At 68.5% G+C, this 24,060-nt stretch carries 24 protein-coding genes and 3 tRNA genes; 14 read left to right on the top strand and 13 right to left on the bottom strand.

The annotated features are described in order from the left end of the window. Window positions 1-96 precede the first annotated feature (96 nt). From rpmG to NMI01S_RS30835, 4 genes are all read right to left on the bottom strand, one after another. Window positions 97-267 carry a 50S ribosomal protein L33 gene (rpmG, locus tag NMI01S_RS30850; protein WP_011211653.1) on the bottom strand — a complete coding sequence of 57 codons (171 nt, stop codon included), beginning with the start codon at window positions 265-267 and terminating at the stop codon, window positions 97-99. A gap of 43 nt (window positions 268-310) precedes the next feature. Then, window positions 311-383: transfer RNA gene (locus NMI01S_RS30845), tRNA-Met, on the bottom strand. A gap of 65 nt (window positions 384-448) precedes the next feature. Next, a tRNA-Thr gene (locus tag NMI01S_RS30840) sits at window positions 449-521 on the bottom strand. A 251-nt stretch (window positions 522-772) separates the two neighbouring features. Next, window positions 773-853 (bottom strand) — tRNA-Tyr (locus NMI01S_RS30835). Between the two features lie 164 nt (window positions 854-1,017). On the opposite strand from NMI01S_RS30835, the gene NMI01S_RS30830 reads away from it, so the two are divergent. Further along, window positions 1,018-1,509, top strand: a complete 492-nt coding sequence (locus tag NMI01S_RS30830; RefSeq protein WP_063002256.1) for a YajQ family cyclic di-GMP-binding protein — start codon at window positions 1,018-1,020, stop codon at window positions 1,507-1,509. On the opposite strand, the gene htpX is transcribed toward NMI01S_RS30830, so the two are convergent. Then, window positions 1,506-2,384, bottom strand: a complete 879-nt coding sequence (gene htpX / locus NMI01S_RS30825; RefSeq protein WP_063002255.1) for a zinc metalloprotease HtpX — start codon at window positions 2,382-2,384, stop codon at window positions 1,506-1,508. The genes NMI01S_RS30830 and htpX overlap by 4 nt on opposite strands. A gap of 146 nt (window positions 2,385-2,530) precedes the next feature. Beyond that, window positions 2,531-3,553, bottom strand: a complete 1,023-nt coding sequence (locus NMI01S_RS30820) for a polyprenyl synthetase family protein (RefSeq protein ID WP_030516270.1) — start codon at window positions 3,551-3,553, stop codon at window positions 2,531-2,533. Window positions 3,554-3,910: 357 nt separating this feature from the next. Between NMI01S_RS30820 and NMI01S_RS30815 the strand changes: the two genes are divergently transcribed. The 3 genes from NMI01S_RS30815 to NMI01S_RS30805 all read left to right on the top strand — a co-directional run bounded on the left by NMI01S_RS30815 (window position 3,911) and on the right by NMI01S_RS30805 (window position 6,196). Further along, window positions 3,911-5,191, top strand: a complete 1,281-nt coding sequence (locus NMI01S_RS30815; RefSeq protein WP_063002254.1) for a geranylgeranyl reductase family protein — start codon at window positions 3,911-3,913, stop codon at window positions 5,189-5,191. An 84-nt stretch (window positions 5,192-5,275) separates the two neighbouring features. After that, window positions 5,276-5,737, top strand: coding sequence for a helix-turn-helix transcriptional regulator (locus tag NMI01S_RS30810; protein ID WP_063002253.1), 462 nt, complete (start codon window positions 5,276-5,278; stop codon window positions 5,735-5,737). Between the two features lie 9 nt (window positions 5,738-5,746). Continuing rightward, window positions 5,747-6,196: a VOC family protein gene (locus NMI01S_RS30805; RefSeq protein ID WP_036505891.1), complete on the top strand. Its 450-nt coding sequence runs from the start codon at window positions 5,747-5,749 to the stop codon at window positions 6,194-6,196. A 50-nt stretch (window positions 6,197-6,246) separates the two neighbouring features. Here the strand turns inward: NMI01S_RS30805 and NMI01S_RS30800 are convergent, their stop codons facing one another. Beyond that, window positions 6,247-6,753 carry a DUF2505 domain-containing protein gene (locus NMI01S_RS30800; protein WP_063002252.1) on the bottom strand — a complete coding sequence of 169 codons (507 nt, stop codon included), beginning with the start codon at window positions 6,751-6,753 and terminating at the stop codon, window positions 6,247-6,249. Between the two features lie 40 nt (window positions 6,754-6,793). On the opposite strand from NMI01S_RS30800, the gene NMI01S_RS30795 reads away from it, so the two are divergent. After that, window positions 6,794-7,270: a DUF3592 domain-containing protein gene (locus tag NMI01S_RS30795; RefSeq protein WP_174554588.1), complete on the top strand. Its 477-nt coding sequence runs from the start codon at window positions 6,794-6,796 to the stop codon at window positions 7,268-7,270. Window positions 7,271-7,344: 74 nt separating this feature from the next. After that, window positions 7,345-8,484, top strand: a complete 1,140-nt coding sequence (locus NMI01S_RS30790) for a glycosyltransferase family 4 protein (RefSeq protein WP_063002251.1) — start codon at window positions 7,345-7,347, stop codon at window positions 8,482-8,484. A gap of 67 nt (window positions 8,485-8,551) precedes the next feature. Here NMI01S_RS30790 and NMI01S_RS30785 read toward each other — a convergent pair whose 3' ends face one another. Beyond that, window positions 8,552-9,196: a TetR/AcrR family transcriptional regulator gene (locus NMI01S_RS30785; protein WP_063002250.1), complete on the bottom strand. Its 645-nt coding sequence runs from the start codon at window positions 9,194-9,196 to the stop codon at window positions 8,552-8,554. A gap of 125 nt (window positions 9,197-9,321) precedes the next feature. Between NMI01S_RS30785 and NMI01S_RS30780 the strand changes: the two genes are divergently transcribed. From NMI01S_RS30780 to NMI01S_RS30765, 4 genes are all read left to right on the top strand, one after another. Further along, window positions 9,322-10,755, top strand: a complete 1,434-nt coding sequence (locus NMI01S_RS30780; protein ID WP_084513405.1) for an MFS transporter — start codon at window positions 9,322-9,324, stop codon at window positions 10,753-10,755. A 2-nt stretch (window positions 10,756-10,757) separates the two neighbouring features. After that, window positions 10,758-11,444, top strand: coding sequence for an SGNH/GDSL hydrolase family protein (locus NMI01S_RS30775; RefSeq protein ID WP_063002249.1), 687 nt, complete (start codon window positions 10,758-10,760; stop codon window positions 11,442-11,444). Window positions 11,445-11,522: 78 nt separating this feature from the next. Next, entirely contained in the window at window positions 11,523-12,227 is a 705-nt protein-coding gene (locus NMI01S_RS30770; protein WP_036505900.1) for a demethylmenaquinone methyltransferase, read from the top strand. Between the two features lie 161 nt (window positions 12,228-12,388). Beyond that, entirely contained in the window at window positions 12,389-16,663 is a 4,275-nt protein-coding gene (locus NMI01S_RS30765; RefSeq protein WP_245717095.1) for a bifunctional nitrate reductase/sulfite reductase flavoprotein subunit alpha, read from the top strand. 8 nt (window positions 16,664-16,671) lie between these two features. Here NMI01S_RS30765 and NMI01S_RS30760 read toward each other — a convergent pair whose 3' ends face one another. Beyond that, window positions 16,672-17,712 (bottom strand): aldo/keto reductase, encoded by a 1,041-nt coding sequence (locus NMI01S_RS30760; RefSeq protein WP_063002247.1) that lies wholly within the window; start codon window positions 17,710-17,712, stop codon window positions 16,672-16,674. 83 nt (window positions 17,713-17,795) lie between these two features. Here NMI01S_RS30760 and NMI01S_RS30755 point away from each other — a divergent pair, with 83 nt between their 5' ends. Beyond that, window positions 17,796-18,407, top strand: coding sequence for a TetR/AcrR family transcriptional regulator (locus NMI01S_RS30755; RefSeq protein ID WP_063002246.1), 612 nt, complete (start codon window positions 17,796-17,798; stop codon window positions 18,405-18,407). 13 nt (window positions 18,408-18,420) lie between these two features. Here the strand turns inward: NMI01S_RS30755 and NMI01S_RS30750 are convergent, their stop codons facing one another. Further along, window positions 18,421-19,002, bottom strand: a complete 582-nt coding sequence (locus NMI01S_RS30750) for a TIGR03086 family metal-binding protein (RefSeq protein WP_063002245.1) — start codon at window positions 19,000-19,002, stop codon at window positions 18,421-18,423. A gap of 183 nt (window positions 19,003-19,185) precedes the next feature. Between NMI01S_RS30750 and NMI01S_RS30745 the strand changes: the two genes are divergently transcribed. Further along, window positions 19,186-19,389: an Rv3202a family protein gene (locus NMI01S_RS30745; RefSeq protein WP_063002244.1), complete on the top strand. Its 204-nt coding sequence runs from the start codon at window positions 19,186-19,188 to the stop codon at window positions 19,387-19,389. Between the two features lie 32 nt (window positions 19,390-19,421). On the opposite strand, the gene menD is transcribed toward NMI01S_RS30745, so the two are convergent. Further along, window positions 19,422-21,044, bottom strand: coding sequence for a 2-succinyl-5-enolpyruvyl-6-hydroxy-3-cyclohexene-1-carboxylic-acid synthase (gene menD / locus NMI01S_RS30740; RefSeq protein ID WP_063002243.1), 1,623 nt, complete (start codon window positions 21,042-21,044; stop codon window positions 19,422-19,424). A 183-nt stretch (window positions 21,045-21,227) separates the two neighbouring features. Here menD and NMI01S_RS30735 point away from each other — a divergent pair, with 183 nt between their 5' ends. Then, on the top strand, window positions 21,228-21,671 hold the full coding sequence (locus NMI01S_RS30735; RefSeq protein WP_063002242.1) for a siderophore-interacting protein: 444 nt from the start codon (window positions 21,228-21,230) through the stop codon (window positions 21,669-21,671). A 134-nt stretch (window positions 21,672-21,805) separates the two neighbouring features. Here NMI01S_RS30735 and NMI01S_RS30730 read toward each other — a convergent pair whose 3' ends face one another. Both NMI01S_RS30730 and NMI01S_RS30725 read right to left on the bottom strand, forming a co-directional pair. Beyond that, window positions 21,806-22,252 carry a DUF6918 family protein gene (locus NMI01S_RS30730; RefSeq protein ID WP_030516248.1) on the bottom strand — a complete coding sequence of 149 codons (447 nt, stop codon included), beginning with the start codon at window positions 22,250-22,252 and terminating at the stop codon, window positions 21,806-21,808. A gap of 87 nt (window positions 22,253-22,339) precedes the next feature. Further along, window positions 22,340-22,996 carry a PaaI family thioesterase gene (locus tag NMI01S_RS30725; protein ID WP_063002241.1) on the bottom strand — a complete coding sequence of 219 codons (657 nt, stop codon included), beginning with the start codon at window positions 22,994-22,996 and terminating at the stop codon, window positions 22,340-22,342. Window positions 22,997-23,138: 142 nt separating this feature from the next. On the opposite strand from NMI01S_RS30725, the gene NMI01S_RS30720 reads away from it, so the two are divergent. Further along, entirely contained in the window at window positions 23,139-24,041 is a 903-nt protein-coding gene (locus NMI01S_RS30720; protein WP_063002277.1) for a 1,4-dihydroxy-2-naphthoyl-CoA synthase, read from the top strand. Window positions 24,042-24,060 lie beyond the last annotated feature (19 nt).

The following is a 24,060-nucleotide window of genomic DNA, read 5'->3' as shown; positions in this document are numbered from 1 at the left end:
GGTCGGCGCGGTCCACGAATATCCGGGAAGGTCATCGACAGACCTCCCTGGATCCGGGCGCCGACTTCGCGCGCGGCAGCGTGCACGCGATGAGATCTAGCGAGATTCGCGGTGCGCCCGGTGGGTGCCGCAGTTCGGGCAGAACTTCTTCAGCTCCAGACGATCCGGGTCGTTGCGCCGGTTCTTCTTGGTGATGTAGTTGCGATGCTTGCACTGCTCGCAGGCCAAGGTGATCTTTGGCCGGACATCGGTGGACTTCGCGGCCACGATATGCCTTCTTTCGGGTCAACCTGACGGGGTATCAGTTTTGTAGCGATGGCCGGACTTGAACCGGCGACACAACGATTATGAGTCGTTTGCTCTACCGACTGAGCTACACCGCCATAAGGTCGGTTTGCGATGGCGCCCGGCCTCAGACATGCCGTCGGTCACCACCGGCAATCCGGCGAGCCCCCTAACGGAATCGAACCGTTGACCTTTTCCTTACCATGGAAACGCTCTGCCGACTGAGCTAAGGGGGCATGGCTACATTCGCTCCGAACTCGAATCCTCGAACCCGGGGCGCTGAAGCCTTGAACGAGGTTACACACTCCCCCGCGAAGTTACCAAACCAGCAGGTCAGAGAGGAATTTGAAACTACTCCGCCGAGGTTCGGCGGTCGTCGGGAGGGACGGACAGCCGAACCGCTCGACAACTCCGGCCGGGCCGGGCCCCACAAATCACCCTCGAACGAAAAGAGGGCCCTCCCCGATCGGGGAGGGCCCTGAGAGGGTGGCGGATGAAGGATTCGAACCTCCGAAGCTTGCGCGGCTGATTTACAGTCAGCTCCCTTTGGCCACTCGGGCAATCCGCCTTGTCGCACTGTTGCCAGCGCGCAGAGCAGAATACAACGACCAGGGCGCTCGGATGCAAACCGGCTGGCCAGCGGGGGTGCCGTGACCGATGCGGGGCGGCCGGGGTAGAAAGTTCCCTACCGGAGTTCCGGGTGAAATGTGAGCCGTCAGACAGGAGCGCAGCGTGGCCGATTCGTCATTCGATGTCGTCAGCAAGGTCGACCGGCAGGAGGTCGACAACGCCCTCAACCAGGCGGCCAAGGAGCTCAACACCCGCTACGACTTCCGCGGCACGGGTGCGAGCATCGACTGGTCGGGTGAGGAGAAGATCGTGCTGTCGGCCGAATCCGAGGAACGGGTGAAGGCCGCGCTGGAGGTGTTCAAGGAGAAGCTGATTCGCCGCGACATCTCGCTGAAGGCGTTCGACGCGGGCGAGCCGGCCGCCTCGGGCAAGACCTACAAGATCACCGGCACCCTGGTGCAGGGCATTTCCCCGGAGAACGCGAAGAAGATCGCCAAGAAGATCCGCGACGAGGGCCCCAAGGGCGTGAAGGCGCAGATCCAGGGCGACGAACTGCGGGTCAGCGGTAAGAAGCGCGACGACCTGCAGGCCGTCATCGCGCTGCTGAAGGGTGCGGACCTCGACGTGGCCCTGCAGTTCGTCAACTACCGCTAGTAGCTGCGAGGCCCGCCGGCCAGGTGCTCGAGGCGCTGGATGCGCTCGCCCATCGGCGGGTGGGTGGAGAACCAGCGCGCCATCTTGTCGCCGGCCCGGAAGGGGTTGGCGATCATCAGGTGCGACTGCGCGGTCAGCTGCGGCTCGGGCGGCAGCGGCGCGGCCTGGGTGCCGCGTTCGAGTTTGCGCAGCGCCGAGGCCAGGGCCAGCGGGTCGCCGGTGAGTTCGGCGCCGTCCTGATCGGCCTGGTATTCGCGGGAGCGGGAGACGGCGAGCTTGATCAGGGTGGCGGCGATGGGGCCGAGCAGGGAGACCAGCAGCACGCCGAGGATGTTCGGGCCTTCGCCGTCGCGGCTGCCGCCGCCGAACATACTCGCGAAGAAGGCCAGGTTGGCCAGGCCGGAGATGACCGCGGCGAGCGCGCCGGCGACCGAGGAGATCAGGATGTCGCGGTTGTAGACGTGCGACAGTTCGTGGCCGAGCACCGCGCGCAGTTCCCGTTCGTCGAGGATCTGCAGGATGCCGCTGGTACAGCACACCGCCGCATGACGCGGGTTGCGACCAGTGGCGAACGCGTTGGGCGCGTTCGTCGGGCTGATGTACAGCCGCGGCATGGGCTGGCGGGCGGTGGTGGCCAGCTCACGCACGATCTTGTACATCACGGGCGCTTCGAGTTCGGATACCGGCTGCGCGTGCATGGCCCGCAGGGCCAGCTTGTCGCTGCTGAAGTAGGCGTAGGCGTTCATGCCCACGGCCAGCAGGATGGCGATGATCAGAATCGTGGGGTTGCGGAACATCGCGCCTGCGAACACGATCAGTGCCGACAGGCCGACCATCAGCCCGAAGGTCTTCAAACCGTTCGCGTAACCATGCATGTCGGATCAACGATCGGCGGGGAACTCGGGTTCCGCTCGAGGCCCCGGCCCTCCGCGTTTGCGTCATCGATCACAGCACTGCGATATCGATCACAGCAGCGCGAAAACCGAACTCCGGCCGTCCGCCGGTGCGACGGCGGACAGGCTCAGCCGACTCGCTCGATGGTGTATCGGACCAGGCGTTCCAGCGCGTCGTTGGCCGGGCCCTGCGGCAGTGCCGAGAGTTCGGCATGCGCGATATCGGCGTAGCCCTGCAACTTCTGCTTGGCCAGCACCATGCCGCGCGAGCGGGACAGCAGCTCCAGCGCCTCGGCGACCTCGTCGTCGGATTCCAGCGGCCGCGCCAGCAGCGTGCGCAGCCGGTCGCCCTCGGCGCCCTCGTCGCGCAGCGCGTACAGCACCGGCAGGGTGTGCACGCCCTCACGCAGGTCGGTGCCGGGCGTCTTGCCGGACTGCTCGGACACCGAGGAGATGTCGATGATGTCGTCGGAGATCTGGAAGGCGGTGCCGACCGCGTCGCCGAGGCGAGCCAGCCGTTCCACGTCGTCCAGGCTCGCGCCGGAGAAGGTGCCGCCGAAGCGGCCCGACGCGGCGATCAGCGAACCGGTCTTCTCCCACACCACCCGCAGATAATGTTCGACCGGATCCTGAGACTTCTTGGCGCCCAAGGTTTCCCGCATCTGACCGGTGACCAGTTCGGCGAAGGTCTCGGCGATGATGCGCACCGCGTCCGGGCCCAGGGTGGACACCAGCCGCGACGCGTGGGCGAACAGATAGTCGCCGGACAGGATGGCGATGCTGTTGCCCCACCGGGAGTTCACGCTGGGGGCGCCGCGGCGCATCGACGCCTCGTCCATCACGTCGTCGTGGTAGAGCGTGGCCAGGTGCACCAGTTCGACCACGGTGCCTGCGGTGATCAGATCGGGGTCGGTCGGGCGCGGGCCGAGCTGACCGGTGAGGATGGTGAACAGCGGCCGGAACCGCTTACCGCCGGCGCGCGCCAGATGCAGCGCGGCTTCCAGCAGGAAGTCCTCCCCATCGGAGAGCTCGCTGACCAGCAGCTTCTCCACCTCGTCGAGCCCGTTGCGCACGGTCGCCGCGAGCTCGGGATCGCCGAGATCGACCCCGGCAACCACGGTGCTTTCATCGCTCACAGCCGATGCACTCATGTCTTCTCCCAATGCCGCGTCCGTCCCCACACCGAAGAACCTAGCGTGTTGCCCTCCCCGCTCCCATGAACACCGTCACTCTGCCTGTGGCCTCCGCTTCGCTCCGGCGGGGTTTCGGCCCCCTGGGCCTCGATTTTCCCTCCTCCGATCCTCCGCTTCGCTCCCCCGCTCCGTCAGTCCACAATCGAGGCGGGCCGAAACCGGGTCCGAGCACCATCCTGGAAACACATACCCAGAAGTGCGGTGTGACTACCGACTGCATCGTTTCGGGTAGCGCAACTTCCATGGCGTACCGATCTGCTCGGCACACAACCCGCCCGAGCGAGCCGGTGGCGGCACCTCTGCCACTATTGGGCTATGGGTTCAGCTCACGGCGGTTCGACAGCACCGGAACGGGAACGTGGCACGGTCTTGCCCGAGCACGTCGAGGTGCTGGTGGTGGGCGCGGGACCGGCCGGATCCGCGGCGGCGGCGTGGGCGGCGCGGGCGGGGCGCGAGGTGTTGCTCACCGATGCCGCGGTGTTTCCCCGGGACAAGACCTGCGGCGACGGATTGACCCCGCGCGCCACCGCGGAACTGGAGGCGCTCGGGCTGGGCGAATGGCTGCGCGCGCATACCGTCAACCGGGGTCTGCGGATGGCCGGATTCGGCCGGGAGGCGCTGCTGCCCTGGCCGGGCGGGTCCTTTCCCACCTACGGAAGTGCTGTTCCCCGAACCGAACTCGACGACAAGCTGCGTGAGACCGCGGTCAAGTGGGGTGCGCGCATGGTCGACGGGGTGCGGGTGGTCGCGGTGGCGCGCGACGACGATCGGGTCACGGGTGTCACCGTGCAGACCGAATCGGGCTCGCAGGACATTCGCTGCGACATCCTCATCGTCGCCGACGGGGTGCGTTCGCCGGTCGGTAAGTCGCTGGGCCGCGTGTGGCATCGCCGCTTCGCCTACGGTGTGGCCGCACGCGCCTACATCCGCTCCGCCCGCAGCGACGACGAATGGATCACGTCGCATCTGGAACTGCGCGATGCCGAGGGCGGTCTGGTCCCCGGCTACGGCTGGGTGTTCCCCCTGGGCAACGGCGAGGTCAACATCGGGGTGGGCTCCCTGGCCACCGAACGCCGGCCCTCGCATATCGCGTTGAAACCTCTTCTGCAGCATTATGTTTCGCTGCGCCGGCAGGAGTGGCAGTTCGAGGGTGAGGTGCGGGCCGTCGCCTCGGCGCTGCTGCCGATGGGCGGGGCGGTGTCGAATATCGCGGGCCGCAACTGGGTGCTGGTGGGCGATGCCGCCGGATGTGTGAATCCGCTCAACGGCGAGGGCATCGACTACGGGCTCGAGGGCGGTCACCTGCTGTCCGGGCTGCTGGACGAACCGGATCTGACCACGGTGTGGCCGGATCTGCTGCGGGCCCGCTACGGGCGCACCTTCTCGGTGGCCCGCCGGATCGCGGCGCTGGCCACCCATCCGCGGATGGTCCCGACCGGCGGACCGCCGGTGATGCGTTCGGCGCTGCTGCAGCGCACGGCCGTGCGGGTGATGGGCAATCTCGTCGACGAGGAGGATACCGACCTCACCGCCCGGGCCTGGCGGGCGGCGGGCCGGGCATCGCTACGTTTCGACGATCCGGCACCGTTCAGCTGAGCGATGCGCGGCGCACAGGGCCGGACAGGAGGCAGCGTGGACAATCGCAGCCAGCCACGCCCGCGCCGCGATCGGACGCCCTCGGTGCCGGAGGATCTGCTTCCGCATCTGCGCCGGGCGCGGGATCTGGTCGATCGCGAATACGCCCGCCCGCTCGACGTGGACGAGCTGGCCGCGACCGCGGGGGTCTCGAAATATCACTTCCTGCGCTGTTTCGCCGCAACCTACGGCCACACCCCCGCGCTGTATCTGGCCGAGCGGCGCATCGAACGCGCGCAGGACCTGTTGCGCGCCACCAATATCACCGTGACCGAGGCGTGCATGCTGGTCGGCTACACCAGCCTGGGCTCGTTCAGCCGCAAGTTCACCGAACTGGTCGGGATGACACCGTCGGCCTATCAGGCGAAATTCGCCGCGGACGGAGTTCCGCGCATTCCGGGGTGTTACGTGTTCATGCACGGCCTCTCCGATCGGAAACCGCCGGAGCCGGCGCCCGATCCCGGTGGCGCAATTTCGGAGAAGCCGGCGGGCACCGAGGGCTCATAGCCTGAGCTCATGACGACGATCACCAACGTATCGCTGGTCACGGTGTATGTGACCGATCAGTCCGCCGCCAAGCAGTGGTACATCGACAAACTGGGTTTCGTGGAAACCGCCGATATCTCGATGGGCGACAACGGTTTCCGCTGGGTCACCGTGGCCCAACCGGATCATCCCGAACTCGAGGTGACCCTGATGGTTCCGGGTCCGCCGCTCGACGAGACGATGGCCGAGGCGATCCGCCGCTCCCTCGGCAACGGCACCATGGGCGCGCTGGGATTGCGCACGGAGGACTGTCAGAAGGCCTACGAGGAGCTCACCGCGAAGGGTGTCGAATTCGTGCAGCCGCCCGCGGAACGCCCGTACGGCGTGGAGGCGGTGATGCGGGACAACTCCGGCAATTGGCTCGTCCTGGTCGAACAGCGCGAATTCGACGGTGGCGCTTTCGGTCCGGGAGCGCAGTAGCCGGCGCGCGACGGGTGCGAGGCTGCGCTGCTCGCACCCGCCACTGTCGGCTATTCCCCGGATTCGGTGGCGAAGTACTTCTCGACGAACCTGCGTTCGCCGTCGACCACCCGGTGCTGCAACTGTTCGGCGAGCGGCTCGATGGCCCCACCGACCAGCGGGACCTTCACTTTCACAGTGCCGGTGACCTCGAGTTCGGAGCCCGTGCCCGCGGCCCGCAGCACATACTTGCCGGTCATCTGCGAGGAGATGCCCGAGGAGGTCGCGGAGAACGTGCCCGCGGCGGAGTTCCCGTCCAGTGGGCCCCAGTCGTCGGTGCGTTCGAGCACCAGTTCGGCCTTGAGCACCTTGCGGACGAGGGCCGGGATCTTGTCCTGGCGGACCGTCTCGGTCATGCGCAGATGGATGGTGCCGGGCCCGTTCGGGTGGGCCAGTTCGATGGTCGCGGTCTCGGCACCCTCGAAGCGGGCGTGCCAGAATTCGTCGCTCGTGAGCGCCCGGTGCAATTCCTCGACCGGGACGGTGTATGACACGGTGAAGCGGAAGTTTCGGGACATGAGCGCACACGCTATCGGAACCATGCAATAGCCTGGTGCGATGTCGGAAACCACCGAGTCTGCTGCGCGCGAGCACCGAGCCGAGGCCGGTTCACCTCGCCTACGCCGGACCCGGATCACCATCGCGGTGATCGCCGCCGCGGTGAGCGTGCTGGCCGTCCTGCTGGTGCTGGCGGCCTGGCGCGATGATCTGCTGATCAGCTCCGACAAGGGCGTGACCAGTGCGGAGGTGTTGTCGGCGGGCCGGTTGCGGTCCGCGGTCACCTATGTGACGCCGGACGGTGTCACACACAATCCGAAAGTGGGGGTGCTGTACCCCACCAAACTCACCGCTGGCGAGCGGATCAATGTCGAATACAGTCGCAGCGATCCGGAATTGGTTCGCGTGGCCGGGCGCGACGCCCGGGTCGCGGTGATTCCGGCGCTCTCGGTGATCGTGGTGGTGTGGGTGGTGGCGCTGCCGGTGCTGTGGGTGGTGCGCCGCTTCGAGCGGCGTTCGGTGCGCACCTCCGGTTAGCTGTTCGCCCGAACTTCGCACATCCGTCACATGGGTGTGGTGTCCTGGCGTGCCGCGCACCGCAGACTGCAGGTGTGCGTGTAGCGATCGTCTCCGAATCGTTTCTGCCGAATATGAACGGTGTCGTGAACTCCGTGCTGCAGGTCCTGGCCCATCTGGACCGCAACGGACACGATGCGCTCGTCATCGCCCCGGACACTCCTCGCGGTCAGTCCGCGGCGCCGCGCTCGTACGGCCGTTTTCCGGTGATCCGGGTGCCGGCGGTCATGGTGCCGCGGATCAGCTCGCTGCCGGTCGGCCTGCCGCAACCATTGCTGACATCGGCGATCGAGGATTTCGACGCCGATGTGGTGCATCTGGCCTCGCCGTTCCTGCTCGGCGCCGGCGGGGCGGCGGCGGCATTGCGCCTGGATCTGCCCGCCGTGGCGGTGTATCAGACCGACGTGGCCGGATTCGCGGCCAGCTACGGGCTGGGGGCCGCGCAGCGGGCGGCGTGGGCCTGGACGCGGCGCATCCACAATCGCGCGGCACGCACCCTGGCGCCGTCGTCGGCGGCCATCGATGATCTCGAGCGGCACGGCATCACCCGCGTGCACCGCTGGGCCCGCGGCGTGGATGCGGTGCGGTTCACCCCCGGCGCGCGCGACGCCGGCATGCACGCGCGGTGGGCGGACGGCGATCGGCTGGTGGTCGGATTCGTCGGCCGGCTGGCGCCGGAGAAACATGTCGAACGTCTCGCCGCGCTGGCACACGATCCCGATATCCGGCTGGTCGTGGTGGGCGACGGACCGGAACGGGCGCACCTGCGACGCCTGCTGCCGACGGCCGTCTTCACCGGCGAACTCGGCGGCGAGGAACTGGCCCGGGCCTATGCGAGCCTGGACCTGATGGTTCACCCCGGCGAACACGAAACCTTCTGCCAGGGCGTGCAGGAGGCGTTGGCCTGCGGCACACCCGTGATCGGCCCGGACGCGGGCGGTCCCCGCGATCTGATCGCGCACTGCCGCAACGGATATCTGCTGCCCGTCGACCGGTTCACCGAGTTGCTGCCGAGTGCGGTCGGGGCACTGCGCGATCCGGCTCTGCGGGCCCGATTCGCCGGTGCCGCACGCACATCGGTGCTGCACCGCACCTGGCCGGCGATCTGCTCCGAGCTGATGGGGCACTACCACGAGGTGATCGGCGGTCAGGAAGTCTTGCACCGCAGCGCCTGATCCCTGCGGTGTAGCAAGCAGCCCAGCGGTTTCGGGGACGCTGCGTTTTCGGGGGACTCGGCAGTTGTCAGGACTCCTGGGTTTTCCGCGGGCTCCGGAGCAGACGGTCGACGGACCGTCGCGCCATGGCCACGCCGGCGTCGTCGCCGAGGCGCAGTGCGAGATTCAGGGCATTCAGTACGGCCGCGATCTCGAAGGCGGCGGTCTCGGGTTCCATCTCGGCGATCTCGCCGGCGTCGACCGCCCGCCGGAACTGGTTCGCCAGCACCGCGACCCAGGCGCGCTGCTGCTCGCGCAACGCATCGCGGACCGGCCCCGGTCGGCTGTCGAATATGGGCAGATTCGCACCCCAGAAGCAGCCGCCGGGAAAGACCGGACGCTCGGCGTACTCGATCCATCCGTCGATGAGGGCGCGCAGCCGCGCGGCACCCGCCGGGACGTCCCGGGCCGGGCGGACGACGACGTCCAGGAATACGTCCCGCGCCGCGTCCACGGTCGCGAGTTGCAGCGCTTCCTTGGTTCGGAACAGGGTCTGAATGCCGGCCTTGCTGACGCCGAGATCCTCGGCGAGCCGCCCGAAACTCAGCCCGTCGAGTCCGTCCACCGAGGCGATATCGACCGAGCGGCGGGTGACCGCGCGGCGCGATCGCTCACCGCGACGTAACCGCTGATCGGTGCTATCCGCTCCCGGCTGCCGCTCGGATACGTCCATACGGTCGATCGTATGTCATTCCGGTCCGGCTCACCGCCTATTGCGGTAAACATACGGTCGACCGTATTCTTTCGAACACATCGGCGTGCGATGACACAGCCGGTGGCGACGAGAAAGGGAACCTGATGGATGGCGTAGCAGCCGAACGGTCCGCGCTCGCGGACGAATCCACGACGGTCGAGCCGGTTCGCGACCGGTCGACCGTGATCGTGTGGATCCTGTGCTCGGCCGCATTCGTGGCGATGCTCGACGTCTTCGTCGTGAACGTGGCGTTCACGAAGATCGGCGAGTCCTACCGGGGATCCTCGCCGGCCGATGTGAGCTGGGTGCTCAACGGCTATGCGATCGTCTATGCGGCCCTGTTGATTCCGGCGGGCCGCTTCTCGGATCGATTCGGCCGCAAGACCGGATTCCTCGGCGGCCTCGCCCTGTTCACGGCGGCGAGTGTGGCCTGTGCAGCGGCTCCGGCGCTGTGGGCCCTGGTGGCGTTCCGGCTCGTGCAGGCGGTGGGCGCCGCGGCCCTGACGCCGGCCGGCCTGGGATTGCTGCTCACCGTGCTGCCGCCGGCCCGGGTGCCGGGCGCGGTGAAGATCTGGGCCACGACGAGTTCGTTCGCCGCGGCCTGCGGCCCGGTGGTCGGCGGCGCGCTGGTGGACATCTCCTGGCGCTGGGTCTTTTTGATCAACCTGCCGGTGGGCGTGGTGACCGGGCTCGCGGCCGCATGGCTGGTGCCGAATCCACCTCGGCCAGCCTCCGCACGGATGCCCGACCTGTTGGGGGTGACGGTGCTGATCGTGGCGATCGGCGCGCTGTCGCTGGCCCTGGTCGAAAGCGATGCGTGGTCCGGCGGTGCGACCTGGGCGGCGGCGGCCGTGGCGGCGCTCGGCATCGCCGCATTCGTCGTGCGGATGCGGCGGCATCCGGATCCGGTGGTGCCGCCGGATCTGTTCCGGGTGCCGACGTTCGCTTGGGCCAACGCCACCGTGCTGGCGTTCTGCACGGCCTTCGGGGCCTGGTTCCTGAGCATCACGCTTTGGCTCGAGAACGCAGCCCGCTTCAGCACGATCGGCACCGGGCTCGCCATCGTCCCGGGCCCGATCATGGTGCCGATCTTCGCCGCCGTAGCTCAACGATCGATCCGGCGGATTCCGGCGGGTATCGTTGTGGCCCTGGGCAATACGCTGTTCGCGACCGGTGTCCTGCTCGTGCTGTTCACCGCCGACACGCCCGTGCGGTACACCACCGCGGTCCTGCCGGGCTGGGTGATCTCCGGTATCGGCATCGGCCTCGCACTGCCCACGATGATCGCCTCGGCCGCCGTCGATCTGCCGCCGGACCGCTCGGCGACCGGCAGCGCCGTGGTCAACACCGCCCGCCAGCTCGGCTACGTCGTGGGCGTCGCGGTACTGATCGCGCTCCTCGGATCGTTCGGCACGACCGACCGGATGGTGACCGCTTTCCGGCACGGCTGGGTGTTCGTCGCGATCGTCGCCCTCGCCGGCGCGGCCACGGCCTTCGGAATCACACCTCGTCCCCGTCGATCGAAGCGAAGCAGGTGACCATGTCGAAACCCACGGCGCCGGCGACGGCCGAGCAGACCGATCCGCTCTGCCTGTCCGAGACCACCGCGGCCGCATTGCTGTTCGACGCGCCGTGGCGCCGCTTCGGCGTGGCCGGCGACAGCTTGTCGGCCGGAGTCGGCGACCCCACCCCCGGCTACCGGAACGCGGGCTGGTCCGAACGGCTGTCGGGAGTGCTGCGGCGAGTGCGCCCGGATGTGCGATACCTCGGCACAGCGGAGATCGGGGCAACCACGGCCCGGACGATCGACCACCAGCTCGACCGCATCGCCGCGTTCGGTCCGGACCTGCTGCACATGCCGTGCGGCCCGAACGACATCGCGCGGCGCGACCCCGATTTCGACGAGATCGAAACGACGATGCGGCGCATGTACGACGTCGCGGCGAGCACGGGCGCTCTGCTGACGACGTTCACCCTCGGCAGCGCCTATGTCGTACCGGCCTTTCCCGACTGGCCCGAGCGAATTCGCGGCATGAACGACATCACGCGCCGAGTCGCCGCCGACTACGGGGCGGTCGTCGTCGACATGTGGGATCACCCGGTCAACGCTCGCGACAACCTGCTCAGTGCGGATCGCATCCACTTCTCCACCTCCGGTCAGGCGGTGCTGGCGACCGAGATGGTCAAACATCTGGCCTACGCACTGTCGAGCCGCAGGAGCGAATAGCGCAGGCGCCCAATCCTCCCCGTGATCGCGCACCGGCCCGCGTCCCTGCCCCGGGCGCCGGGCGCTAGGGTCACTCCCGTGGCGAAGACAGAGTCGTTTCGGGCCTCGTTGGACAAGCAACCGCATGAGGTCGCATCCATGTTCGATGGGGTCGCGAAGCGGTACGACCTGACCAACACGGTGCTCACCGGCGGACAGGACCGCTATTGGCGCTGGGCCACCCGCCGTGCGCTGGCCCTGCGGCCCGGGGAGCGGGTGCTGGATCTGGCGGCCGGAACCGGCGTCTCCACCGCCGAATTCGCGAAGTCGGGAGCCTGGTGCCTGGCCCTGGACTTCTCCAAGGGCATGTTGGAGGCGGGGCGGTTCCGCCGGGTTCCGATGGTGAACGGCGACGCCACCGCCCTGCCGTTCGCCGACGATTCCTTCGACGCGGTCGCCATCTCCTACGGCCTGCGCAACGTCTCCGAACCGGACGCGGCGCTGCGCGAAATGCTGCGCGTCACCAAACCGGGCGGACGCCTGGTCGTGGCGGAGTTCTCCACCCCGGTCTTCGGGCCGTTCCGCACGATCTACATGGAATACCTGATGAAGGTGCTGCCGAAGGTCGCCGAGGCCGTCAGCAGCAATCCGGATGCCTACGTCTACCTGGCCGAATCGATCCGGGCGTGGCCCAACCAGCGACAGCTGGCGATGCGGATCTCCGACGCCGGCTGGTCGTCGGTGCAGTGGCGGAACCTGACCGGCGGCATCGTCGCGCTGCACCGCGGTTACAAACTGGGGTGAAGTAGCTCACCGCGCACGGCCGGCCCGCCGGCGGAAACGGTGCCCGACCGGGTGCTGACCGGAAATCTCACCGCGACCACACCGATGAGGTGAGAATTTTCGTCATCTGCCGATAACGTTCGGTAAATCCGTCGCAACGGCAGCTCGCCATCATCGGGGATGTGTCGAGCGCCGAGAACTCCACGAGCACCGTCCGGACCGCGTGCTCCTACTGCGGCGTGGGCTGCGGCATCACGGTGCGGACCGAGCGCGATGCGGCCGGCGCCCCGGTCATCGCGAAGGTGAGTGGCGACAAACTGCATCCGGTCAATGCCGGACGGCTGTGCACCAAGGGCGCCACCCACCTGGAATTGATGCGCGCCCCCGGACGCATGACCACGGCCATGCACCGGCCCCGGCGCGGGCAGGAACCGGTCGAACTCGCGGTCGAGGAAGCGGTGCGGCAGGCGGCGCAGCGGTTACGCGCGATCGTCGACGAATACGGGCCCGATGCCGTCGCGCTCTACGTCTCCGGGCAGATGTCACTCGAAGCGCAGTATCTGGCGAACAAACTGGCCAAAGGCTATCTGCGCACGGTGAATATCGAATCCAATTCGCGGCTGTGCATGGCCGGCGCCGGCGCCGGATACAAACAATCGCTGGGAGCAGACGGCCCGCCGGGTTCCTACGACGACCTGGACCGCGCCGACCTGTTCTTCGTGATCGGCTCGAATATGGCCGACTGCCATCCGATTCTGTTCCTGCGCATGGCTGATCGGCTCAAGGCCGGCGCGAGGCTGATCGTGGTGGATCCGCGGCGCACCGACACCGCCGCCCGGGCCGACCTCTTCCTGCAGATCAGGCCCGGCACGGATCTGGCGTTGCTGAACGGATTGCTGCACCTGCTGGTCGGCAACGGTGATATCGATGCCGAATTCATCGCCGCCCACACCGAGGGCTGGGAGGCGATGCCGCAATTTCTCGCCGACTATCCACCGGCCCGCGTCGCCGAGATCACCGGCCTGGCCGAGGACGACATTCGCACCGCCGCCGCGTGGATCGGCGCGGCCGGCGAATGGATGACCCTGTGGACGATGGGACTCAATCAGTCCACCCACGGCACGTGGAACACCAATGCCGTCTGCAATCTGCATCTGGCCACCGGCGCCGTCTGCCGGCCCGGCAGCGGTCCGTTCTCGCTGACGGGGCAGCCGAATGCCATGGGCGGGCGCGAAATGGGTTATATGGGCCCCGGTTTGCCCGGCCAGCGCAGCGCCCTCGTCGATGCCGACCGCCGCTTCGTCGAAACCGCATGGCAGTTGCCCGCCGGCACCATTCGCGCCGAATCCGGGCGCGGCACGATCGACATGTTCCGGGAATTGGCCGACGGCCGGATCAAGGCGTGCTGGATCATCTGCAGTAATCCGGTGGCCTCGGTGGCGAATCGCAAAACCGTGATCGCCGGTTTGGAGGCGGCGGAACTGGTGATCACCCAGGACGCCTATCTCGATACCGCGACCAATGCCTACGCGGATCTGCTGCTGCCGGCGGCGCTGTGGGCCGAAGCCGACGGCGTGATGGTCAATTCCGAACGCAATGTCACATTGTTGCGGCATTCGGTGGAGCCGCTCGGCGCGGCGCTGCCGGATTGGGAGTGGATCGCGCGGATCGCGACGGCGATGGGATTCGAGGGATTCGATTACGCTTCCAGCGCAGAGATTTTCGACGAGGTCCGTGGCTTCGCGAATCCGGCGACCGGCTACGACCTGAGCGGAATGAGTTACGCCGCACTGCGCGAGGGCCCGATGCAGTGGCCGTGCGCCGATGCCGCGCAGCGCCGCAACCCGATTCGCTATCGCACCGGCGATGCGGGTGCGCCGGCCTTCCCCACCGCGAGCGGCCGGGCCGTGTTCTGGCCCCGGCCGCATATGGCCGCCGCCGAAATGCCCGACGACGACTATCCCTTCGTCCTCAACACCGGTCGCGTCCAACATCAATGGCACACGATGACCAAAACCGGCCGGGTCGCGAAGCTGAACAAGTTGAATCCGTCGCCGTTTCTCGAGGTGCATCCCGACGATGCGCGCGCGCTCGGTGTGCGCCCCGGCGATCAGATCGAAATCGCTTCTCGCCGTGGGCGAGCGGTGCTGCCCGTGCAGCTCACCGATCGGGTGCGGCCGGGCGCGTGTTTCGCACCGTTCCACTGGAACGACGAACAGGGCGAATATCTGACCATCAACGCCGTGACCAACGACGCCGTGGATCCGGATTCGCTGCAACCGGAATTCAAGGCGTGCGCGGTGACGCTGAGGCGCGTCGGGCCCGCCCGAGACACTCGCGACGTCATCGACGAGGACAACCCGGGCGGCACCGAACCGGACCACCGTGTCGACGCCGCCGGTGGCAGCCGGATGGCAGCCGGCGGCGCACCCGCAGCGCATCCACTCGCCGCGATGCTGGGACTCGATTCCGCGCCCGCGCCCATGCTCAGCGAGGCGGAGCGAATTTACCTGGGCGGGTATCTGGCCGCGCTGCAATCACTTCCGGTCCAGGGGCAGCCCGTCCTCCCGGAATCGGCGCCGTTGTCCGATCGCAGCCGCTGGTGGATCGACGGGCTGCTGGCGGGGATGTACTCGCGGGCCGCGGACTCCGCGCCCGGCGCCGCGGCGGCAGCCCCCGCGGCGGGTCCGGCCGCCTCACAGCCACGAACGGTGACCGTGCTGTGGGCTTCCCAGACCGGTACCGCCGAAGAATTGGCCGCGGCGGTGGCGGCAGCCCTCGCCGAGCACGGGTACGCGCCCCGGCTGGTCGAGATGAACGCGTGTGAACTGCCGGAACTGACCGGTGACGTTCTGCTCGTCACCAGCACCTTCGGTGACGGCGGCCCACCGGACAACGCCGCCGACTTCTGGGATCGGCTGCAGGACAGCGGCACTCGGTTCCACGGCCTGCGGTACGGGATCTTCGCCCTCGGCGACTCCTCCTACGACGATTTCTGCGGCTACGGCCGCAAGATGGATCGGCTGCTGTCCGAACGGGGCGGTGTCCGGCTGCTGGATCGCGTCGACAGCGAACCGGATCACGAGGATTCGTCGCAGGAATGGATCACCGCGGTCCTCGCCGCCCTGGGCGACGGACACGGGAATGCGGCCACCGACGACCACGGTGGCGGCGCGCCCGGCGGTAGTGGTGCGGCCGCCGCGCGCAGTGGCGGCGAGGGTCTGGGTGCCTCCACCGACGCCGGTCGTGCCGGCGCGCCCGCGGGGCTCGGCGTCCGGGTGCTCGATCGCGTCGAGGCCCGCACCGCCGCGCCCGAGCGCACCACCCGATCGGTCCCCGCGCCGTTCACCCGCAACGCCCCGGTGCCGGCCCCGCTGGTCCGCAACGAACTGCTGTCACGGCCCGGATCCGGTAAGGAGGTGCGGCAGTTCGGATTCGACCTGACCGGTCTCGAGGCCGGCTACGAGGTCGGCGACAGCCTCGGGGTGTGGCCCGCGAACGGTACCGCCGCCGTGCGGAATTGGCTGGCGGCGACCGGGCTCGACGGTGCCCGGCCGGTCGAGATCGACGGACGCGACGTGCCGCTGGAATCGGCACTGCGCACACATTTCGACATCACCAAGATCAGTGGGGATCTGCTGTCCTTCGTCGCCGCCCACAATCCCAGTCAGCAGTTGGCGAAGCTGCTGCGCCGCGACAACCGCAACGAACTGGACCGCTATCTGTGGGATCGCCATGCGGTCGACGTTCTGCGCGACTTTCCCGTGCGGGCCGATCTGGTGGAGTGGCTCTCGGTGCTGAAAAAGCTGCAACCACGGCAGTATTCGATTTCGTCGAGCCCGCTGGTGAGTCCGCGCGAGGTGCAGCTCACCGTTGGCGTGGTGCGCTACGGCGCCGCCGACGACCCGCGCGGCGGGGTGTGTTCCACCTTCCTCGCCGACCGTGACGAGACCGGCGGGGTGCCCGTATTCCTGCAGCGCGCACCGCATTTCCGGCCGCCGCTGGATCCGAACGCGCCGATGATCATGGTCGGCCCCGGCACCGGCATCGCACCGTTTCGCGGCTTCCTGCACGAACGCCGCGCGCTGGGATGCCGCGGGCGCAACTGGTTGTTCTTCGGCGATCAGCACGCTCAGGACCATTTCTACTACCGCGCCGAACTCGAGGACATGTTCCGCTCCGGCTTCCTCACCCGGCTCGACCTCGCCTTCTCGCGGGATCAGCGCGAGCGGATCTACGTGCAGCACCGCATGATCGAGCACGGCGCCGAGTTGTGGGCGTGGCTGCGCGACGGCGCTCACTTGTACGTCTGCGGTGACGCCGCGCGCATGGCCCGCGACGTCGACGACGCCCTGCTGAAGATCGCCCGCATCCACGGCGATCTCGACGAGGATGCGGCGCTGGCGTTCAAGAAGCAGCTGACCGCGGAGAAACGGTATGTGCGCGATGTGTACTGAGCCGCCCGCTACGCGACCCCGATGGGCGGGTTGACCCGCGCGAAATCCGGCAGCCGGTAGTAGGGGTAGTACGGATACGGCGGAGTCACGGCGCTGACCTTGTTCAGCCGGGCCAGTTGCTCGGGTTCGAGCTGCCAGCCGACCGCACCGAGGTTCTGGCGCAACTGTTCCTCGTTGCGGGCGCCGACGATGACCGTCGCGACGGTCGGGCGGGACAACAGCCAGTTCAGCGCGATCTGCGGTACGGATCTACCGGTTTCGGCCGCGAGTTCGTCGAGCACGTCCACGACGTCGTAGAGCAGTTCGTCGTCGACCGGCGGTCCGGCCTCGGCGGTGCGATGCAGCCGGCTGCCCGCCGGAAGTGGTTGTCCGCGCCGGATCTTGCCGGTCAGCCGGCCCCAGCCCAGCGGGCTCCACACCATCGCGCCGACACCTTGGTCACGGCCGAGTGGCATCAGCTCCCACTCGTAGTCGCGGCCGACCAGCGAGTAGTAGACCTGATGGGCGACATACCGCGGATGACCGCCACGGTCCGCGGCGGCGAGGGATTTCATGAGCTGCCAGCCCGCGAAGTTGGAGGCGCCCAGATAGCGGATCTTCCCGGCCCGCACCAGATCCGCGAGCGTGTCCAGCACCTCCTCGACCGGGGTCGCGGCGTCGAAGGCGTGCAGCTGGAACAGATCGATGTAGTCGGTGTCGAGCCGGCGCAGCGCGGCATCGACGGCCGTGATCAGCCGGGAACGGCCCGATCCGGCCTCGGCGGCTCCGGGCCCGGTGGGCAGGCCCGCCTTGGTGGACAGCAGAACTCGATCCCGGCGGCCGCGAATCGCGCGGCCCAGAATCTCTTCCGAGGCGCCGTCGGAGTAGACGTCCGCGGTGTCGAACATCGTGACACCGGCCTCGAGCGCCACATCGACCATTCGGCGCGCCTGCTGGGCGTCGGTGTCGCCCCACGCCCCGAACAGTTCGCCACGGCCACCGAAGGTGCCCGCTCCGAAGCTGAGAGCCGGGACGAGCAGGCCCGAAGCACCCAGTCGACGATAGTCCATGATCAACCCCTAACGGAACTGAAGTTTCATTAACACGAAAGACGTTACACTCGATTCGACGCTAATGAAACTGGAGGACCGTTATGAGCTCGGACACTGCCGCGCCCGGTTCGGTACGCCCAGGCGGTCGCACGGCCCGCGTCCGCGAATCCGTCCTGCGCGCGGCCGGGGATCTGCTGGCCGAACGCGGCTTCGCCGAACTCGACCTCGCCGAGGTGGCGGCCCGCGCGGAGGTCGGCAAGACGACCGTCTACCGCCGCTGGCGCACGCCGGCCGGACTGGTGGCGGACATGCTCACCGAGATGGCGGAAACCTCACTGCCGCACGCCGATACCGGATCGCTGCGCGGCGACCTCACCGCCAACGCGCGCCTCGTCGCGCGCACCCTGACCGATCCACGCCAGGGCCCGCTGTTCAAAGCCCTTGTCGCCGCGGCCATCTGCGATCCGGAAACCACCGCGGCCCTGCACCGGTTCTACGATGTGCGGATCACCGAATGGGAGCCGTGCGTCACGGCCGCGGTCGAACGCGGCGAACTCGCCCCCGGAACCGATGCCCGCGCAGTGGTTTCCGCGGTCTCGGCTCCGCTGTACTACCGCTTCCTCGCCTCCGGCGACCCGATCGACGATGCGGTGGCGGTGACCGCCGCCGAAGCCGCGGCGACAGCGGCCGCCGCGGGCCTGTTCACCCGGTGAGAAGCCGGAACGCTCACGCCTGCCGGTACGGGTCGCGGCCCGTCAGGCCGAGCAGGCGCTCCCAATCCGACGCGTCGGCCGGTACCTCGATCACCGGGCCGAACAGCCCCGCAACGCCTTCGCGCGGCGTCTCGCGGAACTGCTCGAGCAGTACCGCCACATCCTTGTCGGCCGGCTCGAAGCGGCGACCCGTGGCGCACGCCAGGTCCCAGCTGTGCATCACCACCTCGTTCAGGGCGAATCCGGCCATCGCGGGTGCGGGGGCGGTGACACCGCCCACCTCGGTATCGCCCTCCCAGGCCGCCGGATCGCGCCACGCCTCGGTGAGGGCCTTCAACTGGGTCGTGATCAACTCACCCCACCCCTCGGGCAGATCCGCCTCCGGCGCCTGCTGCGGCGGCGCCGAGCGGCCGACGCCCTCCTTGGTGGCACCCTGGCGGAATCCTTCGGTGAATCCGAGGGTGTGGAACAGCAGATCCCGCACGCTGACCCCCGGGCTCGGGGTCGCGGCGCTCAGATCGTCCGCGCCGATGCCGCTGACGATCTCGGTCATCGCATCGGTGGCGCTTTCCAGATCGAAGTGGGGTGTCGCCATGTGGTCCTCCTCCGAATACGACCTGTACCGGCACAGGCACTCACTGAGCAGACGAGGCGGGCGGCCCGAATTCATCGGCGGCCGGGCACGAGCGGGTTGCCAGCCGCACGCGGTGAGGGCATCCTCGACAGTGCCGGATCGCGGTATCCGGCAAGTCGGACCCCCAGCGGAAGGGAGCAACCGATGACCGATCGCACCACCGACACCACCTCCGTCGATATGGTTCCGGAGGCCGATCAGCTGGATCAGCATCTCGAGGTGGCGCCGGACGAACCCGAATTCGACGCACCGGCCGTCGACCGCGAGGCCGCCGAGGCCGACCTCATCGAGCAGTCGATTCCCGTCCCGCTCGACGACGAATACGACGAGCCCGAGGCCGGTTACTGAGCTACCGGTGACCGAGCTGTGCGGTCACCGAGCTATTCGATGCCGGCGCGCACCGCGGCATGCAATTCGCGCAGGCTGGATCGCTCGGTCGCGACTTCCAGCACGCGAATGCCGTGGGCGTGCCCGGTCAATTCCACCGCCAGCTCGGCCGGGTCGACCTGCCGGTGCGGGATCCGGTAGGCGGCGCACAGCGCGGCCAGATCCATCCCGTGCGGGGTGCCGAAGATGCGCTCGAAGACGCCGGCGTACTGCGGGTCGCCCTGCTCGAGCAGTTCGAAGATGCCGCCGCCGTCGTCGTTGGCGACCACGATGGTCAGATCCGCCGGGCGCGGCTCCCCCGGGCCGATCAGCAGGCCGGAGGCGTCGTGCAGGAAGGTCAGGTCGCCGATCAGCGCGAAGGTCCGGCCGGGATGGCTCAGGGCCGCGCCGACCGCGGTGGACACCGTGCCGTCGATCCCGGCGACGCCGCGGTTGGACAGCACCTTCACGCCGGGACGCGGATGCGAGACCAGCGCCGCGTCCCGCACCGGATTCGAGGCGCCGAGCAGTAGCTGGTCACCCTCGCGCAGGGCGTCCATCACCACCGAGGCCACATGCAGGCCGGTCGGCTTGGGATGGCGGGCGAGTTCGGTGCGGATCGCGCGGCAGGCCATCGCGTCGAGTTCGCGGCACCGCTCGAGCCATTCCGGGCGCGGCGCCCCCGAGGTGACCGCACGAGTGCCGGTGCCGACGACATTGCCGGACACATCGGGCCAGCGCGGCCCGGTGGTCAGCGCGAAGACGGTGACATCCGGATCGGCCAGCACCTTCGACACCTGCCGATGCAGAGTCGGGCGGCCGGTGATGATGGCCTGGCGCGGCTTCAACAAGGGCAGCGCCAGCGGATGCAAAGCGGGGCCGGGCATCGCGGCGGTGGGTTCGGCGACCGTGGGCAGTTGCGCCAGCTCGGCGCGATAGCCCGCGCCGTGACCGGAGATGACGACGGTATCGAGCCTCAGGTCGATATCCAGCGGCACATCCAGCGTCGCGTACCGAGTCTCGGTCCACGGCGCGCCACCGGCGCGTCCGGCCGGAATCGGCTCGCCGGCAACGGCATCGGGGACCAAGGGCTCGCGCAGCGGAATGTCGAAGTGCACGGGCCCGGCGTTACCGGACCGGGTGCCGCGCGCGGCGGCCAGGACGCGGCAGACCGCGGCCCGCCACACACTGTTCTGACTGCGGTAATCCGGTTCGGCTTCGGCCAGGCCCAGGCTGATCGCCGCCCGCACCTGACTGCCGAACAGGCCGAACTGCTCGACGGTCTGGTTGGCGCCGCTGCCCAGCATCTCGTAGGGCCGGTTGGCGCTGAGCACGATCAGCGGCTGCCGGGCGTAGTTGGCCTCCAGCACCGCGGGTCCGAGGTTGGCCACCGCGGTTCCCGAGGTCATCACCACCGGCACCGGCGCCCCCGTGGACACCGCCATACCGACCGCGAGGAATCCGGCGGTCCGCTCGTCGATGCGCATATGCAGGCGCAGCCGCCCCGCCGCATCGGCCGCCTGCAGCGCGAAGGCCAGCGGCGCGTTGCGCGAGCCCGGGCACAGCACGACATCGCGCACACCCCCGCGCACCAGCTCGTCCACCACGACCTGGGCCTGTGCTGTCGATGGATTCACATCCCCAGACTGTCAGACCTTCCGGCCGTAGGGGACGTCGACCCGCTCACACCCCCTTCGCCGAGTTAGGTTTCGCTAACCTGACCTCAGGGCCGAGCGGGCCGAGTACGTCAAGCCGGAGGGGCGGCGGATCCTCACCGCCGAGATACTGGCGAACAAGCGGATCAGCCCGAATTTCGTGCGGTGACTCTCGGTGGCGCCGGTCTCGCCGAGTTCACCCCGAGGGGATTCGACCAGTGGTTCCGCCTCTTCCTGCCGCGCGACGGTGAACTGCGGCTGCCCTCGGCGGCGGCGACCGCCGGAACTCTGCGATCGGCGCCGCGGGATCTGCGAGGTGCGGCGTATCTGGAGATCACCCACCCCGACGATGCGCAAGATCTGAGCGAACCCGAAGGGGTGGTGGTGAATTGGCTGGTCCGCAACAATCCGGCGGCCGAGATCGGCAGCCTCGCGCCGGCCGCCGCGCGAGCGGCAGACATTGCGGCGAGCGGGGTCTACGCCTTCGGGGCGGGAGAGCAGAAACTGGCCTCCGGCCTGCGCCGGCATCTCGCGAACGAGCGCGGAATCGCCAAGGCGGACATTACTTTCACGGGCTACTGGCGGTTCGGGAAGTCGGCGCCGGGCTGATCGGCACAGCGCGACGCGGGTGGATTCCGGCGGGACCCGCGGCGCTCACCTCGTGCCGCCGCGGCCCCCGCCGTTCGGCATCCGGGGATCACACTCCATCCGGATGCCGAACGACGAGGTCGCAGAACCGCAACTCAGCCGGCGTGCCGCTGGACCAGGTCGCCGACGCGCGGGAGCGCCTCGACCACATGCTTTTTCGCCGACGAACGCAGCGACGAGTACGCCTTCTTCAGCGCCGGCCGCGACGAGGCCTCGGCACGCGCGTCGGTCACCGCGAGCAGCGACTCGGCAACCTCGTCGGAGTTGGCGACCAGCAGATCGGCAAACGAGCCGCTACCCGCCGCCTGGTACTGAGCCCAGTACGGTTCCAGCCGCTCGACGAACTTGGGTGCGAACGACTCCAGCGCGTCCGAGACGATGGTCGGGCTGACCTTCTTCACCGCGGCGTAGCCGCCCTTCACGGCCAGGCCCGATGCACCCCCCTTATCCGACACCTCCGCATCCAGAACCTCCTGGGCGTCGGCCAGGAAGGCCGGGCGTTTGGCGTCATCGAGCAGGGATTCAGACAGTGCTGCAACCACTTTCAGGTTCCTCCGGATAGTTTTTCGATGAGCGAGCGCGGGTAACTATACGCATCGGACGCACCGGGCACACCGTCCTCTCGCCGACTACGGCTGCCAGGGCAGCAACTGCACCATGAGCCCTTCACAATCGGCGAGCAACGTTTCGGATTCGTCGCGCAGTCGCGCGGAGACGAAAGTCTTGCGCCCGTCCACCCGATCGACGGTTCCCTCGACCGTCAACGGCGTCTCCAGCGGCGTCACCTTGCGGTAGTTGACGTGCAGAAACGCGGTGCGGCTGATCGGGCGTCCGGCGTAGTGCACCAGCGAGCCGAACAGATCGTCGAACAGCAAGGGCAGCACGCCGCCGTGCACGGCGTTGTTGCCGCCGAGGTGATATCGGCGGAATTCGCCGCGCATGCGGACACCCGTGGGACCGGCCTCGGTCATCACCCACGGCGGCAGCAGCAGGCTGCCGCGCCCCGGCAGCGCCGGCACCCGTCCCGACGGGCCCTGCAGTTCCGGTGCACGGTAGGGCTCGAGCAGTTCGGCCAATGCGGTCGCCTGGGCGAGGGCCTGACCGAACACCTCGTCCGGGCAGTCGACGGAGACGGTGAGGTCCTGGAGTGTGCGCATCGCCTCCAGGAACGGCGCGTAGTTCGCGCCGAGTTCGGCCTCCTCCACCTTGGGAAATCCGCCGTGCTTCTCGTACCGGTCGGCATCGACCGCACTGGTATCGATCGCCGGTTCCGCGCGCTCACTCATACCTGCACGGTAACGCCAGTTCTTACACCGTCCAACCCAACCCGTCGGTAGCTCGCCGGTTCCGGGACGTACCGGACGAACATCACATTTTCGGCGGCCTGCCTCGGCGCGGGCGAACAGCCGGTGACGGGTGGGGTGCATGATGGCTCGGGTGACGTTCAATCCGAAACTCTGGGAGCCCGTCGCGGGTTTCGAGGACCTGACCGACATCACCTATCACCGGCACATCGAGCAGGGCACCGTCCGCGTGGCCTTCGATCGGCCGGAGGTGCGCAATGCCTTCCGGCCGCACACCGTCGACGAGCTGTACCGCGCGCTCGATCACGCGCGGATGACGCCGGATGTGGGTGCGGTCCTGCTCACCGGGAACGGCCCCAGCCCCAAGGACGGCGGATGGGCATTCTGCTCCGGCGGCGATCAGCGCATCCGCGGGCGCAGCGGATATCAGTACGCCGACGGCGAGACCGCCGACACCGTCGACAAGGCCCGCGCCGGCCGCCTGCACATCCTCGAGGTGCAGCGGCTGATCCGATTCATGCCGAAGGTGGTCATCGCGCTGGTCAACGGCTGGGCGGCCGGTGGCGGGCACAGCCTGCACGTAGTCTGCGACCTGACGCTGGCCAGCCGCGAGCACGCCAGGTTCAAGCAGACCGACGCCGACGTGGGCAGCTTCGACGGCGGCTACGGCAGCGCCTACCTGGCGAAGATGGTCGGGCAGAAATTCGCCCGGGAGATCTTCTTCCTGGGCCGCCCCTACACCGCCGAGCAGATGCACCACATGGGTGCGGTGAACGCCGTCGTCGATCACGACCGGCTCGAGGACGAGGCGCTGGAGTGGACCGCCGACATCCTCGCGAAATCTCCGCAGGCCCAGCGCATGCTCAAATACGCGTTCAACCTGACCGACGACGGCCTGGTGGGCCAGCAGCTCTTCGCCGGGGAGGCGACCCGCCTCGCCTACATGACCGACGAGGCGGTCGAGGGCCGCGACGCGTTCCTGGAGAAGCGCAAGCCGGACTGGAGTCCCTACCCGTACCACTTCTGAGCAGGGCTTCCCGCCGGCT

The organism is Nocardia mikamii NBRC 108933 (assembly GCF_001613505.1).
GTDB classification, from domain to species: domain Bacteria; phylum Actinomycetota; class Actinomycetes; order Mycobacteriales; family Mycobacteriaceae; genus Nocardia; species Nocardia mikamii.
The sequence above is the reverse complement of the archived record's forward strand: the minus strand, read 5'-3'. Positions and strand labels throughout refer to the sequence as shown.